This is a genomic window from Dolichospermum compactum NIES-806, from assembly GCF_002368115.1.
GTDB lineage: Bacteria > Cyanobacteriota > Cyanobacteriia > Cyanobacteriales > Nostocaceae > Dolichospermum > Dolichospermum compactum.
In genome coordinates this window covers 1,864,186-1,881,092 of sequence record NZ_AP018316.1, presented here as the reverse complement: position 1 = coordinate 1,881,092, position 16,907 = coordinate 1,864,186, and the positions used below count along the sequence as shown (strand labels likewise).

The window sequence follows — 16,907 nt, the reverse complement described above, 5'->3', positions numbered from 1 at the left end:
TATTGTAATGATCACTTTTGGATATTAGGGTTTTTTCTATATCTTGATTTTTTTCTCGCAGAGGCGCAGAGGCGCAGAGAGGAAAGGAAGAAATTAAGGATTGGTTGAATTTATTGATTGGTAATGTTTCCATTTTTGCTGTAATCGCTTTCTTTTTTCGGGTGTTAAGGTAGGGAAACAGTGGGGACAGGAAATACTTTTTTCATATTCTGGGGAGGTTTTATCTTTTTCGGAAATGGGATATCCACAAGCAAAGCATAATTCTTGATTTCCTATTTCTAAGTTATGACTAACTGTGATTCTTTCATCAAAAATAAAACATTCTCCTTCCCATAAACTTTCTGTTTGGGGAACTTCTTCTAGATATTTGAGAATCCCTCCTTTGAGGTGATAAATTTCTTCAAAACCTTGAGAAAGTAGATAAGATGAGGCTTTTTCGCAACGAATTCCTCCAGTACAAAACATTGCTACTTTTTTATGCTTTTTGGGGTCAAGATGTTTTTGTACATATTCGGGAAAATCTCGAAATATCTGAGTTTGCGGATTTTCTGCTCCTTTGAAAGTCCCAATGGTGACTTCATAATCATTGCGGGTATCAATGACTGTGACTTCTGGGTTAGAAATTAAATCATTCCAGTCTTCGGGTTTGACATAAGTTCCTACTTTTTCCGCCGGGTTTACTTCTGGTAAGCCTAAAGTGACAATTTCTGGCTTTAAGCGGATTTTTAACCGCTCAAATGGGGGAATTTCTGTGTAGGATTCTTTATGTTCTAAATCTGCAAACCGTGAATCATTGCGAAGAAAGGCTAAAACTGTGTCAATTTGCTGACGAGAACCAGCAATTGTACCGTTAATTCCTTCTTGTGCTAGTAAGATAGTTCCTTTAATTCCTTGTGATTGACAAAAGGATAATAAGGCTGCTTGCAGTTCGCTACAATCAGGTAAACTCACAAATTTATATAGTGCAGCAACAACTATCAGATTTTCTTGGTTCATGGTATTGGCAAATTAATAATAATAGTTTATGATAATGTGGTTATGTAAAATTGACCTTTTTTACATAAAAAACAGACTTGGGGGTTTAGCTCAGTTGGTAGAGCGCCTGCTTTGCAAGCAGGATGTCAGCGGTTCGAGTCCGCTAACCTCCATTAATTTTCATGAAAATATCTCACTCAAAGTCGCAAAGAATAAAAGCCATATTTCAATTCAGCAAGCCTTAATTATGTTTAAATACTAGGGAAAAGTTATTTGCTGGCATGGGGTGAGTTTGGTGCAATGTTAGATTTTGTGCCTCAGCGGCTTTAACTACATCTTCTAAGCTACGCACTCCCCAATCTGGATTTTGTGCTTGTAAGGACTCATCAAAAGCAGCGTTACTGGGTGCGGTATGTTCTCCATTTTGTTTGTAGGGACCATATAAGTAAAGTATACCATCGGGGGGCAGAATCCGCCCAGCCCCTGCCATTAGTCCTAAACAGGTTGACCAAGGGGAAATATGAATCATGTTAATATTGACAATAGCAGAAATAGGTGGCTCTGGAAATGGTTCTGTTTCTACAGGCCATATTGGTGAACTAGCATCTAAATCTATGGGTGGTTGCATGGCTTCACAGGGGAAAAATTCAGCCCATGCGGCGATACTAGCACGCAGTTCGGGGTTAGGGTCGGAAGGCAGCCATTGTCGAGGTGCGAGGTGATAGGAGAAAAATGTAGCGTGTTCACCTGTGCCACTGGCGACTTCTAAAATAGTCCCATGTTGAGGCAATATTTGTAAAAGCAATTCTAGAATGGGTTCGCGGTTGCGTTGGGTTGCGGGGGCAAATTTTCGCTGGTCGGGTGGTGTGTTCATATCTGGTGAGCATTCACTATGATAATTAAATTAGCAACGATTTCTCAACTTTAGCTTTTTTGCCACACTACAGGAGAACAACTTGCCTAAATCTATTCATTCTACCCAACCTCCGCTTAAATTTATTCCTCAACGTCATAATCCCTTCGTTGTTAAAGTTGTGTCTTGGTTTTTACCTTTGATTTTGCGGGTGAGAACTAGACCTTGGCTACCTGCGGGTATTGTCAATATTGAAGCCAAAAATGCGGAAGGATTAGCCAAATTATACCACGAATTTCAGGCAGGTAAGGTCAGATTTTTAATCGCTTTCCGTCACCCAGAGGTGGAAGATCCTCTGTCTATGTTATATCTGCTATCACGGATTGTCCCCCAGTTAGCAAGGGAAAAAGGTATTAATCTTAAATACCCTGTTCACAGTCATTTTATGTATGAAAGAGGAATGACTTTATGGGCAGGAAATTGGTTAGGATGGTTATTTTCTCGACTTGGTGGTGTACCGATTCGTAGGGGAAGACGCGTAGATAGAAATGCTATCCAAACGGCCAGAGAATTATTTGCTAATGCAGAAATGCCGATAGCGATCGCTCCTGAAGGTGGTACAAATGGACACAGTAGTATAGTCAGTCCTTTAGAACCGGGTGTAGCCCAGTTGGGTTTTTGGTGTGTGGAAGATTTAAAAAAGGCTAACCGCGAAGAACAGGTTTTTATTATTCCTATTGGCATTAAATATAGTTATGTTAATCCCCCTTGGCAAAAAATAGATTGGCTGTTGTCTAAATTAGAGGCTGATAGCGGTTTACCTATGACGGAAATTAGTGCAAATGGTAAGGAACAGGAAGGAATTTTATATCAGCGGGTGCTGCGTTTAGCTGAATATCTGATTTCGGAAATGGAGGAATTTTATCGGCGTTTCTATCATCAGGAATTTCCAGAAATTATCAGTTCAGAAGTTCCTATAAATGAAGTTTTAATTACTAGATTACACCGTTTGATGGATACGGCTTTGAAAATTACGGAAAAGTATTTTAATGTGCAGTCTCAAGGTAATTTTATTGATAGATGTCGCCGTTTAGAAGATGCTGGTTGGAATTATATTTATCGAGATGATATTGCCGATATTCCAAGTTTACCACCTTTTAAACGTGGTCTAGCCGATTGGGTGGCAGAAGAAGCAGATTTGAAAATGCAGCACATGAGAATTGCTGAAAGTTTTGTGGCGGTTACTGCTGATTATATTCTGGAAAAACCCACACCAGAAAGATTTGCCGAAACCCTTTTATTAATGTTTGATATGTTGTCTCGCATTCAGAATTCTACTTTACCAGGAAGACCACGTTTAGGTTTAAAACAATCAATGATTTCTGTTGGTGAACCGATTAATGTGAATACAAGATGGGAAAATTGTCAAGGGAATAAACAAGCTTTGCGTCAGGGTGTTAGTGATTTGACGCAGGATTTACAGGTGATGTTGGAGGGGTTGATTAAGGATTAAGTTCACGCAGAGGCGCAAAGAGGGTTTATTTGTGTCTCTGGGTGAGGTTTTATAAGAAATATTTTACAGTCCCATCTTCAATGGTTAAATCGCTCACGACCTTAATCAAAAGTTAGTGATGAATATTACTTCTATAGCTTAGGAATAAATTAGTATCATAATAGTGATATACTGACTGAGAGCGATCGCTACACTTGACATTAGGCATCGCACATTCCCTCAACTGTAAGCTGATACTGGAGGGATTGATTAAGGATTAGTTGGGCGCAGATGTATAAACTTAATCATGTAAATCATAGTTCTGATATTTTTCTTCTAAAGCTTCAATTTGTTCACGACGGGCTTCTAATTCTAAACTACGACGGGCTAAATCTTGATTTTGTAAGGTTAAACTTTGCTGCCAATTCTCCATTTTTACTGCTTGTTCTTTGAGAAATTCAGGAGTAATTCCCGTAGAAAGATAGACTTCTACTAAATTAATTATCCAGTCAGTAGCATCTTCAATTGTTTCAATTTCACCTGTAGAAGATAGTTTAACTAAGACTAATAAGTTATTACTTGTAGTATTTCCCTTTCCTAACAGAATTAAAGTTTCTTCTGAAATTGTTAACCAAAAGTTTTCTGATTCTTGTCGTGCTAATAAACGTAATTGATATTGATCTAAAAAATCATTTTTATGTACTTGGGCAAGATATAACATAATTTTTAAGGAATAGGTAATGGGTAATATAGCGGTATGCACTTGAGTGAGATACAATCAGCAAATCGTAAAACCTGTAGGGGCGGGGTTTCCCCGCCCTCAATTGTATTGCGTCCGAAAGATAACCGCTATAGCGAATTTTCCCAATTACCAATCACCCATTAAAGCAATATCTACGATAATGTCTCCAAACGTATGCGTAAAATTTCTGCTTGTTTTTGTGCTTCTGCTAAAGCCTCTCTTGCAGTCTGCACTACGTCTGCGGGTGCTTTATCCACAAACTTAGAATTGCTTAATCTGGCACTTAAAGATTGGGCTTCCGCTTCGGCTTTTTGTAAGCTTTTCTCCAGTTTTGCACGGACAACTTCAATATCTACAACTCCTTTTAAGGGAATAACTACCTGTACAGTCCCGACAACACCCGAAATGGAATTTTCTTTTTCTTCAGTTGGGGTTGGTGGTAATTCTGATTCAGTTGGTGTTTCACTGGGTGGAAAGTATTTTGCAAATAACTCTTCTCTTGCTTCCCCATTGAGTAAATAACGGAAAGCAAACCAACCAACATAACCTAAACCAACTATTTCAAAGCTAGTACCAAAGAAGGGAATATCTAATGCCGTATTTCCCACAAATACAGCTACTTTTAAACCGATAAGGGCGACAATTGTTAAACCAATTATCTTTAATCCACCCCAATATTTATTATCTTCAACTTGTGCAATCTCTTGGGGAACAATAACAGGATTAGGATCAAAAATTGTCAAAGTTTCCACTTTGGCTAAATCTTGAATATAAGTCTGTCCCGCAGTGAGAATAAATTTTTCACTTTCGCTTTCAGTTTGCAAATTTGCGGTAATTTTTACACTTGGTTTAATATCTGCTTCCGCCCGTAAATTGCGAATTGTCCGAATTGTGCCAATTAATAAATCAAACTGTGTTTCCAAAACTGAATCAATGAAATTTTCATCGGCTTCAGGATAGGATTGTAAAGGTAAAAGTTGGGGATTTTCGGCAGGTTGTTGGGTGAGAGTTTGCCAAATTTCCTCTGTAATGTGGGGCATAAAGGGATGAAGTAATTTTAAAATCCCTTCTAAAATGTAGGCGATGATTTGTTGGGCAACTTTACGAGATGTTGGTTCTGCTTCTTTCTGTAATCTGGATTTGACTAATTCAATATACCAATCACAGAAATCACCCCAAATAAATTCATAAAGCCCTTTTGCTGCTTCTCCTAAACCATAATTGTCAATATCATGATTTGTTTGTTTAACAACTTGGTTAAAACGGGAAAGAATCCACTTATCACTTAATTCTGTGGGAACTGGTTGACCTAATTGGGATGGGGTTTGTCCATCCAAATTCATCATTACAAATCGGGCTGCATTCCACAACTTATTGGCAAAATTGCGAGAAGCTTCGACAGAAATAGATTCATCTTTTTTGCGGTCATATTCTAAACGAATATCTTGACCAGCCCCAGCAACTTCCTTAATTAAGGTATAGCGTAAGGCATCAGTCCCATATTTGGCAATCAACAATAAAGGATCAATCCCATTATTTGCTGATTTGGACATTTTCTTATTATTTTCATCCCTGACTAAACCATGAATGTACACAGTTTTAAACGGCATTTTTCCGGTAAAATGTGTTCCCATCATCGTCATTCTGGCTACCCAGAAAAAGATAATATCAAATCCAGCCACTAGGGTCGCTGTAGGGTAATATGCCGTTAAATCTGGTGTTTCTTCAGGCCAACCTAACGTGGAAAATGGCCACAGTCCAGAGGAAAACCAAGTATCTAAAACATCAGGGTCTTGAACTAATTTCACATCTTCCCCAAATTGCACTTTAGCTTTTTCTAAAGCTTCCTCTTCATTACGAGCGACAAAATAGGGTGTGGAATCGGTAATTTCTCCTTCGGTTTCGCTGACAGCATACCAAGCGGGGATTTGATGACCCCACCACAATTGGCGAGAAATACACCAGTCACGCAGATTTACTAACCAATCACGATAAACCTTAGACCAACGTTGAGGGACAATTTTGGGGGAATCTTGATTATCGAAAAAATCTAGGGTTTTATCAGCCAGGGGGCGGATTTTCACAAACCATTGGGTAGAAAGCAGAGGTTCAACGGGGACTTTTCCGCGATCGCTATAAGGTACTGTATGTTTATATTCCTCAACCTTGACTAAAACGCCTTCAGCTTCTAAACGGGCTAATAAATTTTTCCGCGCCACAAAGCGGTCTTGACCTTGAAAATCACCGGCATTTTCATTCAGCGTGCCGTCCTTGTTCATAATATTAATGAACGGCAAATCATGACGTTTACCCATTTCAAAATCATTGGGGTCATGGGCTGGAGTCACCTTCACGCAACCTGTCCCAAAGGTTGCGTCCACCAATTCATCACCAATAATCGGGATTTCCCGGTTCATAATTGGTAAAGTTACGGTTTTCCCAATCAGGTGTTTATATCTGTCGTCATGGGGATTAACCGCCACACCTGTATCACCTAACATAGTTTCAGGGCGAGTTGTCGCCACTTCCAGAAACCCAGAACCGTCGCTGAGAGGATAACGGAAATACCACAGATTCCCATTTACCTCTTTGGGTTCTACCTCCAAATCAGATACCGCCGAACCAGAAGCGGGACACCAATTCACCAAATAGTTACTACGATGAATTAATCCCTCTTCATGAAGGCGAATAAATGCTTCTAAAACCGCTTTTGATAAACCTTCATCTAAAGTAAAGCGTTCCCTTGTCCAGTCTACGGATACCCCTAACCGTTTTAACTGATTAATAATTGTCCCACCAGATTCCGCCTTCCATTGCCAAGCCCGTTCTAGGAACTTTTCCCGCCCTAAATCATGGCGAGTTTTGCCCTCGGCTTTAAGTTGTTTTTCTAAAATCGTTTGTACAGCAATACTGGCGTGGTCAGTTCCCGGTAGCCATAGGGTGTTCCGTCCCTTCATGCGGTGGTAACGTACCAGGGTGTCAATGATAGCCCCTTCAAAGGCGTGACCCATGTGTAAACTGCCAGTCACGTTAGGTGGAGGGATAACGATGCAGTAGGGTTCGCCTTTGTGGTTGGGGTCAGCTTTGTAAACTTGGTTGTCTTCCCAGAATTTTTGCCATTTGGCTTCTGTGGAAAAGGCTTCGTAAAGACTGGGGAGATTAGGAATAGTTACGGTCATGCTGGGAATACTAGGTTTGTAAGGATTCTACTAAATTTTGCCACAGGGTTGGAATGCAGTAAATTATCTAGTTTTTTGTATAAACTACAATTATGCCCCTAAAAGTTGGTAAGGCAATGAAACAAAATTAAACAGACGCGCACAAACGTTGGGCTTGACTTGGTTCTACCCAACCTAAAATTCTCTACCCTGTCACTTATCTTGCAGTAATAACAATTTGCATTGGTTAGATAACCACTGAAATATTGAGAAATTTCAATTAAAAAATTGTATTCTTTTCTTGAAGATTTGATAAAACTTCCCCAAAACAATACCTTGTCCATTTTCTGCTTTGTTGGGTTAAGTGACAGCGCAACCCAAGGCATTTGTTGGGTTTCATGCTATTGCTCCGCGAACGTTTATGTTCCACAAGCCAACATACAAATCAAAGCCTTTTCCAATTTGGACAAGGTATTGCAAAATAAACCTATTGATTAGAGAATATCTGGCAGGCAATTAACACCAAACTTAAAAGCCATCCACAAAATTTATATTAACTCTGCTTTTTTGTTGCCAATATGGGTAATATAAAGCAGCATGATATGGATACTGAAAGTAGATGTTAGTAGAAGGAAAAATATGAGAATTTTAGTGACAGGCGGCGCTGGTTTTATTGGCTCTCATCTGATTGACCGATTAATGAATGATGGTCATGAAGTCATTTGTTTGGACAATTTCTACACAGGAAAGAAACATAATATCCTCCATTGGTTAGACAATCCTAATTTTGAAGTGATTCGTCACGACATTACCGAACCAATTCGCTTAGAAGTGGATCAGGTTTATCATCTGGCTTGTCCAGCGTCCCCTGTGCATTACCAGTATAACCCCATTAAAACTGTTAAAACTAACGTCATTGGTACACTCAATATGTTAGGTTTAGCTAAACGGGTTAAAGCCAGATTTTTATTAGCTTCTACAAGCGAAGTTTACGGAGATCCAGAAATTCATCCTCAGACTGAAGATTATCGAGGCAGCGTCAATCCCATTGGCATTCGCTCATGTTATGATGAAGGCAAAAGAATGGCTGAAACCCTGGCATTTGACTACTACAGAGAGAATAAAGTCGAGATTCGCGTTGCCAGGATATTCAACACTTATGGACCGAGAATGTTGGAAAATGATGGGCGCGTAGTCAGCAATTTCGTGGCGCAAGCATTACGAGGTATGCCTTTAACTGTTTATGGTGAAGGTCAACAAACCCGGAGCTTTTGTTACGTTTCTGACCTAGTAAATGGGCTAATGCGATTAATGAATGGTGAACATACAGGACCTATAAATCTGGGGAATCCTGATGAATATACGATTTTAGAACTAGCTCAGGCTGTACAAAACCTGATTAACCCAGATGCAGAAATTAAATTTGAACCCCTACCTGCTGATGATCCCCGTCGTCGTCGTCCCGATATCACCAAGGCACAGACTTTGTTAGATTGGGAACCCACTATTCCTCTGCAAGATGGTTTAAAACTGATGATTGAAGATTTTCGTCAACGTTTCCAACAGGTTTAGCATTACTTTTTACCTGAATTATCACCAATCATTGATTCACAACTGACAACTGACAACTATAAAAAACAGGGGTTTTAAAAATGCGTGTTTGCGTAATTGGTACTGGTTATGTTGGTTTAGTAACAGGTGCTTGTTTGGCTCATATTGGCCATGATGTAATTTGCATAGATAATAACGAAGAAAAAGTAAAATTAATGAAGTCTGGGCAGTCACCGATTTTTGAGCCAGGACTTTCGGAAATTATGCAATCTGCTATTAATAGTGGCAATATTCAATTTTCTAGTGATCTCGCTGCTGGTGTTCATCATGGACAAATCCTGTTTATTGCCGTAGGAACTCCTCCTTTACCCAATGGTGAAAGTGATACTCGCTACGTAGAAGCGGTAGCTCGTGGTATTGGTGAAAATCTCAATGGTGGTTATAAGGTCATTGTGAACAAATCTACTGTTCCTATTGGTTCTGGCGACTGGGTAAGAATGATTGTTGTGGATGGAATTGCGGAACGTCAAAAAACATTATTGGCATCTGGTGATACAACTAGTGAGGAGAAATTATCGGAGATTGCTCACCAGTTTGATGTAGTCAGTAATCCAGAGTTTCTGAGGGAAGGTTCAGCGGTTTATGATACATTTAACCCTGACCGGATTGTCTTAGGTGGTAATAGTCAACAAGCCACAGGCATGATGAAAGAATTATATGCACCAATTATAGAACGCAAATTTGGGGCTAATCAGTCTTTACCTTCCGTTCCAGTGTTAGTAACAGACCTCAGTTCCGCAGAAATGATTAAATATGCGGCCAATGCCTTTTTAGCCACCAAGATTAGTTTTATTAATGAAGTTGCTAATATATGCGATCGCGTCGGTGCGGATGTTACCCAAGTAGCAAAAGGCATCGGTTTAGATTCCCGCATTGGTAGCAAGTTCTTACAAGCTGGTATTGGTTGGGGTGGTTCATGTTTCCCCAAAGATGTTTCCGCCCTCATTCACACCGCTGATGATTATGGCTATGAAGCCCAACTTATGAAAGCTGCTGTCAGTGTTAACGAACGTCAACGCCTAATCGCCCTAGAAAAACTCCAACAAGCTTTAAAAATCCTCAAAGGTAAAACTGTGGGACTACTCGGTTTAACCTTCAAACCAGATACAGACGATTTACGGGACGCACCGGCACTCATGTTGATTGAACAACTTAACCGACTGGGGGCAAAAGTCAAGGCTTACGACCCCATTATTTCTCAAACAGGAATGCGTCATGGTCTTTCCGGTGTGTTAGTAGAAACCGACGCGGAAAGACTAGCAGATGGCTGTGATGCTTTGGTACTTGTCACCGAATGGCAACAGTTCAGCACTTTGGACTATGGGAAAATGGCAAAATTGATGAACCATGCTGTCATGATTGATGGTCGTAATTTTCTTGACCCCCAAACCATGATCAGGCATGGATTTCAGTATGTAGGAGTGGGAAGGTAAAAGGGGCTGGGGGGGATTTTCTTCTTTTTTCTCCTGACTCCCCCCATAAAAATTAAATTGCCGCCCAGAGTCAACTAGGCGGCGTTAATTTTTTCAATTTTAGAATTGTTAAGAACTGTGAGGAATTCTTTCTATTTCTGCATAACCACTAAAAATCAATCTTTGACCTTCTGTTTCTAAACGATTTAGTCGCATTTTTACCCCATCTAAATCAAAGCGATCTAAATCAACCATATTATCCAAAATTTCTACCAATGCCACACTTAAAGTCTGGGAAATTTCTCTTTGTGCTTCTGGAACTCCCTCAAGTTCAATCTTTGGTTCTTTGAAAGAAACCCGCCTTCTTCTTTCAATCCCGATACCGATGGTCATACCTAGTGGTATGAGTTCGCCGTTGTTTAAATCGGCTTTAGCTACTAAATGCAAGCGATTTTCAGGTAATAGCTTGACCTCAACTTCGGTAAAAGAAATTGGTTCGCCACCAGATATGGCAATCAAAGTGGGTTCAGAAAGGTTAAGCAGGCGCTTTTTCACCAGTTCTGACTCAAAAGCCCGATTAATGCCTTCTTCTGATAGAATCACCTGAGCTACAGCCTGGGTGGGTTGTTTGAGGGTAAGTTTACCACTTAAAACCGAGCCGAAGTCAATGGCGACTGCATCGGTTTCAAAAGACATTTCCTCTACTGCGAAGTCTTTACGAATTACTAAGCCGCAGCCCTTCATTTTAAAGCTATCAATGCTGCCTTGCAACAGTTTGCTGGAGGGATAGCAGCGCACAAAGACTTCTACCGACTCGCTCTGGGTAAACAGGTGGCGAATCGTTTGACTGGCGACTGTGTTGAGCATTCGCTCTCCCCAATCGGTGCTTTTCGTATCTGTTAAACCAGTAAGTCCGCCGAACATTAGGTTTTAGTCTCTAGAAGTTCTTTATATTTTTGTAACAAATTGTGAACAATTATGCAAGCGATCCCCTGATTTAATCTCCTAATGACTTAGAACAGGATAACTGATGGTTGATTGACGATTCCGTAATTTTTCTTTATTTTCTGTAATAAATAATTTAAATTACTCAAATCTAAGTCCTGGATTATCGTCGTTATGCTAAATTGGGGGTAAAAAGTGCGATGAAAGTAAGATTTATTACCAACAGTTAATTAGGGGCGAGGGCGATTTTTTCCAGATTGGGTTAATATAGGGATAGCAGTAAAACCGCCTAAGTTCTCCTATATTTCCCATAATAGACTTATTAGCAAGTAAATTTAAATTATGTTACCTCTAACCCCCCCTCTCACTAAACAAGATTTTATTAACTCTGGCTGGAAAGAAGTGGTTAATAGCAGCGAGAGAAAAGAATGTCTTAGCTATCACATGACTTTCTGGAATAAGGCAAAGCAAGCAGAAGCAGTAGTCAATATTAGAGAACAGATTGTTTTTGAAATTTTGGCCTTTGTAACCGGTGCTGCAATCAATCCAGAATTAAACGATGAGTTTTTTGGTGAAGTTTTTAGCAACCTCGCGGAAGAATATTTAAACTTTTTAACTGAAATTGCACTTGAAATATCAGATCCAGAACTTCAGGCACGAGTAGCTGATATTCTGTGGGTGAAAAATGGTAACTACCAAATGGCGCAGTTAGCAGTTGAGGCTTATTTAGAATCTGCTAAACAATTAGAAGATCCTCAAAAATGGACTCACTGTGTTGATAGGATAGAAAGATCGCTTAAGTTAGCACGCAAAATTAATTATAAACCAGAAATTGTTATTGAATATATAGACGAGGTTTTAAATCGCTATCAAGGAGAAGATCCATTATGGCTATCAATAAAGCTGCATGAGCTTTTACAAGACGAAAAAAACATAAACCTTTTGCGGAAAACCAAACTTTTAAATACTTCTAAATATTCTGATTTAGCTAAGAAAGGGGCAATTTTTCAAGAATTCAGTAAAGAATGGGATAAAGTCCGAAACTACTGGAAAATTAAAGCAGAATGGCATCGTATTGAAAAAAATGTAGAAAAGGCATATACAGCAAGAATGGCTGCCGCTGAAACTTACATCAAGGAATCTGAAGATTCTTTAACTAAACATCCAACCCCTTACTTCAAAGCATCACACGATTTACAGAAAGCTTTTGAAGCATTTGAAAGGTTACAAAGCCAAGGTACAGAAGAGGAAAAAGCAGTAATAAAAAATAAATTAGAGCAAATTCATAAACGTCTTCTTGAGTATCAGCAAAAGTCATCTAATGAGTTAATAACAATTTCTTCTGAGTTTAATATTAGTGAAGAAGTAGAATTAGCTAGATCACAGGTTAAAGGTAAAGAATTTCCAGAAGCAATATTAGCTTTGGCTGTTTTAGCGACTCCACCTAAAGTTTCTGAACTGCAAAAAATGGTAGAAGAAAATGTAGTATTATCCCGTTTCTTCCCAATAGTGAAAATGAATGAGATGGGTAAATTTGTAGCGCGTCAGAACTTTAATGACGAGGAAAAAGTAATTAGGTATGAAATGTATGTAGAGGCTATTGGATATCAAAAGATTTTCGCTCAGGCTTTTATTGAACCAGCTAGAAAACAAATTATTTCGGAACACATAATACAAAAATCAGAAGACCACAAAATAAAAGAATCCGACTTACTTCCACTAGTTTCAAATAACCTTTTTGTACCATCAGGAAGAGAATATTTATTTGCAAAAGGTCTTTATGCTGGATTAATGGGAGATTTTATTACTTCTACTCATATCTTAATTCCCCAAATTGAAAACTCCGTTCGTTATCTACTCTCGAAGCGAGGAGCGATAACTTCTGGAATTGACAACAAAAATAATGGTATTCAACAAGAAAACAATTTAAATACAACTCTTTTCCCTAGTAAATATCCACAAATTACTTCAATTTTTGATGAAGATACACTTTTTGAGATTCAGGGTTTATTAGTAGAGAAATCCGGGTCAAATTTAAGAAATCGCATGGCTCATGGTTTAATTAATGATAATGAATTCTTTAGTCCTATTTTCTCTTACTTGTGGTGGGTAACATTGCGACTATGCTTTGGTTTAGGAATAGAAATACCTCAAGAAATTGTGGAAGAATCTAACCCTTTAGTCAAATTTACTGGTATGTTCAAACATGATCCATTTTTTGATGAATTTGTCGAAGAAATAACTATAAATCGGCGTAAATTAGATGAAGAAATGGTTGCGGAAGAAGCTTCTATAGAGGAGAATCATGCAGCGTGAGCATCTATATTCTTGATACTAATACCGTGACTCTTTTGCAATATGAAAATAATCAAATTATTCAACGTATTAGAGGATGTTTGAAAAGTGGTATTCCGTAATTTTCATCACATTGCTACCCCCCTTAGTCCCCCCTTGTAAAGGGGGGAAACAATAAAAATCCAGTTCCCTCCCCTTTACAAGGGGAGGGTTAGGGTGGGGTAAAAAATATTTGATACATCAACCATAACTTTTCAAACACCCTCTAAGAATAGCTGCAATAGCTTTAGTTAATCAAGCAATTGTAGTGACTCAAAATTACGAAGATTTTATCAAAGTTCCTAATTTAAGCATTGAAGATTGGACTCTAGAATAATTCTTATAAAGCTTATTTCTATAAATAAAGACGCACAGATTCCCGACTTCTCCAAGAAGTCGGGGATCTAAATTCCTAAATTAAATCCTCAATTAAATTATAATGCTTTTCGTTGAGTCTGATAAATGTGAATTTGGTCTACTAAACCCCCAATACCAGGAATATCATAACCATAAAGTTGAAACCCCTTACCGACAGAATTAGTTAAAACTGCTGAACCCTTACCTTGATAATAAACAGGAACTGGACGGTTAGCATGATTTCCCCAACCATATTTGATGTTAGGATTAGAACCCCAAAAATGACCAGCTTTGATAGAATCAGATTCAGCAGTTAAAGCTTCTGCACCTTTTTCTTTTAGCAGTTCAGAAAAATTGGGATTTAAAGTGAGATAATGATCATGATCAGCGGTGACAATTAGTAGATTATTTTCCCAACCACCGTTATTTTTAATCCAGTCAATTGTTGTTTTTACAGCTTTATCAAAATCCAACACTGTCCCGATCATATTATCTAAATTATCATCATGGGCAGCCCAATCAATATCACCACCTTCTACCATTAACCAAAATCCATCTTTGTCCTTAGATAAAACTGCTAAAGCTGCTTTGGTTAAATCATCAAGTGTGGGATTTTCATTAATTTCTTTTGCAATAAAAGATTTATCGGTTTCTCCCGCAAGTAGAGGCCGAACTGTATCGGGGTTTTTTCCTTGAGAACCAAACAGGGAAAAAATACTCAAGCCTGTATTACTGTAATCACCGTCAGCGGTACTTACAGGGAGATTTCCCTCTTGTCCCCTAGCTCCATATAATCCTAACAAGCGATCGCCCTGATTTGGATCTAATCTCGCCGCAGTAGTTGCTAACTTATCAGCCGCATTTTTCCCTCGTTCTAAAAATGTATATTGATAACGGTTTTGATCAGGGTTTTTGCTTAACTCTTTATATGTCGTTTTCCTGATATATTCAAACTTAGTTGGCGGTTCTACACCCGTAGGTAGAGGTTGACTACTAGCACCCGTAAGCGGATGACCACCACCTAAAATTACAGTTGGTTGATATATGCGAAGTTCCTGCTGGAGAATATTATCTAAAGTTGGATAATCACCATCATATTTATTGCGACGATTAACGTTTGCTGCTGCTGCACCCGGTGTAGCATGATCTACAGGAACAGAAGTGACAATCCCAGTAGATTTACCACGATCAGCCGCAGTTTTGAGGATAGTTTCTAAAGGTTTTTCAAATATATCCACAGAAATAGCATTGTTATAGCTTTTGACTCCTGTGTACAAAGTAGTTGCTGTATTGGCAGAATCAGGATAACTATACTTAATATACTCAGGATCATTACCCGGTGTCCAAGGATTTATTCCCCCGCGCTGAGGATCATAACCCACTAAATTACCTACCGCATTAGGATTAAGATTTTTACCTCCTCCAGACGGTGTATTTCCGGGATTAAATTGGGGTTGGAATTTAAACCCTGGTAACATCGGACTAGCACCTGTAATCGGATTAGAGTTAGACAACGCAGAGTTACCCGTGCTGAAAATTCCATTACCAGGAGCAATTGTAGTACCATAGGTGGTAGCCAGGGCATAATTATCTAGGGTTTGAAAACTCAGTCCTTCCCCCTTACCAGAAGTGTAATTATATCCTTTAGCCATAGCCCCAGCGCGAGCCATTTCCCAACCCATACCGTCCCCAATCATCAGAATCACGTTTTTGGTCTTGGTGACAGGTGTAGCGGCACTAGAATGGTTAGTCAGAGTGATGAATATACCAACTACAATGATCAACGCTGTAGCCAGTAACCGGCGGTTGAATCGGGATTGGGAACTAGATTTAATTACCATTCGTGAAATGCCTGTCAGGAAATTGCTTTATGATGAGAGAATATTACAAAATGATCACAAAACTTTAAATTGACTCATCATGGCGAAAATTCAGTTTGCTAGAGGTATTGAAGAAACAGTAGTTCCAGATGTCCGGTTGACAAGAGCAAAACAAGGGGAAAGTGGTACAGCCACGTTTGTCTTCAACAATCCTGACATCTTGGCACAAGATGGTACAGATGAAGTTACCGGGTTGTATTTGATTGACGAAGAAGGGGAAATCGTGATTCCTGGGGTTCAGGGTAAATTTGTCAACGGTAAACCGGAATCCTTAGAAGCGATTTATGTGATGAAGTCTAATGAAGAATGGGATCGTTTTATGCGGTTCATGAATCGCTACGCCGAAGAAAATGGACTAGGATTAAGCAAGTCTTAATTAGTCAGTAGTCAGTGGTCAGTTGTCAGTTGTCATTTGTCATTTGTCATTTGCCATTTGCCAATTGTCATTGACTGGAAAAAATATATAACATCTATAATGGAATTTCAACCACACCCCAATACACAGCAAGTTTCTGTAACTTGTGCGGTGATTACCGTCAGTGATACCCGTTCCCCAGATACAGATAAAAGTGGTCAATTAATTAAAGAACTACTTTTAGCTGATGATCACACTGTGTCATTGTATCAGATTATCAAAGATGAGCCTAAAGAAATTCAATCCCAAATGACAACCTTGGGCGAAGATACTCGTATCAATGCTGTGATTTTTAATGGAGGAACGGGAATTGCTCCCAGGGATACTACTTATGATGCTTTAGAAAAGCTATTAGAAAAGACTTTACCCGGATTTGGGGAATTATTTCGGTTTTTAAGTTATCAAGAAATTGGTTCTCGCGCTATGGCTTCTCGTGCTGTCGCCGGCGTTTATCAAAGCAAAATCATTTTTTCTCTTCCTGGTTCTAGTAATGCTGTGCGACTGGGGATGGAAAAGCTGATTTTACCAGAATTGGTACATTTGGTAAAACAGGTAAATTTGCAGAATTAAACATAATCGAACTTCCAGACTCCGGCTGGGAATGGGAGTTTGAGGCTCTGCCTTAAATACAGTGAATATAGTGGAGGCAGAGCCAGGGAACGAGGGAAAAATCACATCCTGTTAATCCTTAAATCCTGGACATCCTGATTCAGACAAAATTCCGTAGGGGCAA

12 protein-coding genes and 1 tRNA gene are annotated in these 16,907 nt (G+C 39.1%); 7 read left to right on the top strand and 6 right to left on the bottom strand.

The genetic code is table 11. The features are described 5' to 3' along the window. Positions 1-93: 93 nt before the first annotated feature. Positions 94-996 carry an oxygen-dependent tRNA uridine(34) hydroxylase TrhO gene (gene trhO, locus CA730_RS09065; RefSeq protein ID WP_096666522.1) on the bottom strand — a complete coding sequence of 301 codons (903 nt, stop codon included), beginning with the start codon at positions 994-996 and terminating at the stop codon, positions 94-96. A gap of 79 nt (positions 997-1,075) precedes the next feature. On the opposite strand from trhO, the gene CA730_RS09060 reads away from it, so the two are divergent. After that, positions 1,076-1,148 (top strand) — tRNA-Ala (locus tag CA730_RS09060). A gap of 68 nt (positions 1,149-1,216) precedes the next feature. Here CA730_RS09060 and CA730_RS09055 read toward each other — a convergent pair. Further along, positions 1,217-1,849: a DUF938 domain-containing protein gene (locus tag CA730_RS09055; RefSeq protein ID WP_096666519.1), complete on the bottom strand. Its 633-nt coding sequence runs from the start codon at positions 1,847-1,849 to the stop codon at positions 1,217-1,219. Positions 1,850-1,931: 82 nt separating this feature from the next. Between CA730_RS09055 and CA730_RS09050 the strand changes: the two genes are divergently transcribed. Further along, a complete protein-coding gene (locus CA730_RS09050) occupies positions 1,932-3,341 on the top strand; it encodes a lysophospholipid acyltransferase family protein (protein WP_096666516.1) in 1,410 nt (469 codons plus the stop codon). A gap of 280 nt (positions 3,342-3,621) precedes the next feature. Here the strand turns inward: CA730_RS09050 and CA730_RS09045 are convergent, their stop codons facing one another. Both CA730_RS09045 and CA730_RS09040 read right to left on the bottom strand, forming a co-directional pair. After that, positions 3,622-4,041 (bottom strand): hypothetical protein, encoded by a 420-nt coding sequence (locus CA730_RS09045; protein WP_096671396.1) that lies wholly within the window; start codon positions 4,039-4,041, stop codon positions 3,622-3,624. A 173-nt stretch (positions 4,042-4,214) separates the two neighbouring features. Next, positions 4,215-7,241: a valine--tRNA ligase gene (locus CA730_RS09040; protein WP_096666513.1), complete on the bottom strand. Its 3,027-nt coding sequence runs from the start codon at positions 7,239-7,241 to the stop codon at positions 4,215-4,217. A gap of 618 nt (positions 7,242-7,859) precedes the next feature. Here CA730_RS09040 and CA730_RS09035 point away from each other — a divergent pair. Both CA730_RS09035 and CA730_RS09030 read left to right on the top strand, forming a co-directional pair. Beyond that, positions 7,860-8,792: a UDP-glucuronic acid decarboxylase family protein gene (locus CA730_RS09035; protein ID WP_096666510.1), complete on the top strand. Its 933-nt coding sequence runs from the start codon at positions 7,860-7,862 to the stop codon at positions 8,790-8,792. Between the two features lie 80 nt (positions 8,793-8,872). Then, a complete protein-coding gene (locus CA730_RS09030; protein WP_096666507.1) occupies positions 8,873-10,264 on the top strand; it encodes a UDP-glucose dehydrogenase family protein in 1,392 nt (463 codons plus the stop codon). Between the two features lie 108 nt (positions 10,265-10,372). Here CA730_RS09030 and CA730_RS09025 read toward each other — a convergent pair whose 3' ends face one another. Continuing rightward, positions 10,373-11,167, bottom strand: a complete 795-nt coding sequence (locus tag CA730_RS09025; RefSeq protein WP_096666504.1) for an LmeA family phospholipid-binding protein — start codon at positions 11,165-11,167, stop codon at positions 10,373-10,375. Positions 11,168-11,530: 363 nt separating this feature from the next. Between CA730_RS09025 and CA730_RS09020 the strand changes: the two genes are divergently transcribed. Continuing rightward, positions 11,531-13,504, top strand: coding sequence for a DUF4209 domain-containing protein (locus CA730_RS09020; RefSeq protein WP_096666501.1), 1,974 nt, complete (start codon positions 11,531-11,533; stop codon positions 13,502-13,504). A 452-nt stretch (positions 13,505-13,956) separates the two neighbouring features. Here the strand turns inward: CA730_RS09020 and CA730_RS09010 are convergent, their stop codons facing one another. Beyond that, complete coding sequence (locus CA730_RS09010) at positions 13,957-15,720, bottom strand: alkaline phosphatase (protein ID WP_096666498.1); 1,764 nt, start codon at positions 15,718-15,720, stop codon at positions 13,957-13,959. Between the two features lie 79 nt (positions 15,721-15,799). Between CA730_RS09010 and psb28 the strand changes: the two genes are divergently transcribed. Continuing rightward, positions 15,800-16,135: a photosystem II reaction center protein Psb28 gene (gene psb28 / locus CA730_RS09005; RefSeq protein WP_096666494.1), complete on the top strand. Its 336-nt coding sequence runs from the start codon at positions 15,800-15,802 to the stop codon at positions 16,133-16,135. Between the two features lie 99 nt (positions 16,136-16,234). Further along, positions 16,235-16,744 carry a MogA/MoaB family molybdenum cofactor biosynthesis protein gene (locus CA730_RS09000; protein ID WP_096666491.1) on the top strand — a complete coding sequence of 170 codons (510 nt, stop codon included), beginning with the start codon at positions 16,235-16,237 and terminating at the stop codon, positions 16,742-16,744. Positions 16,745-16,907: the final 163 nt, after the last annotated feature.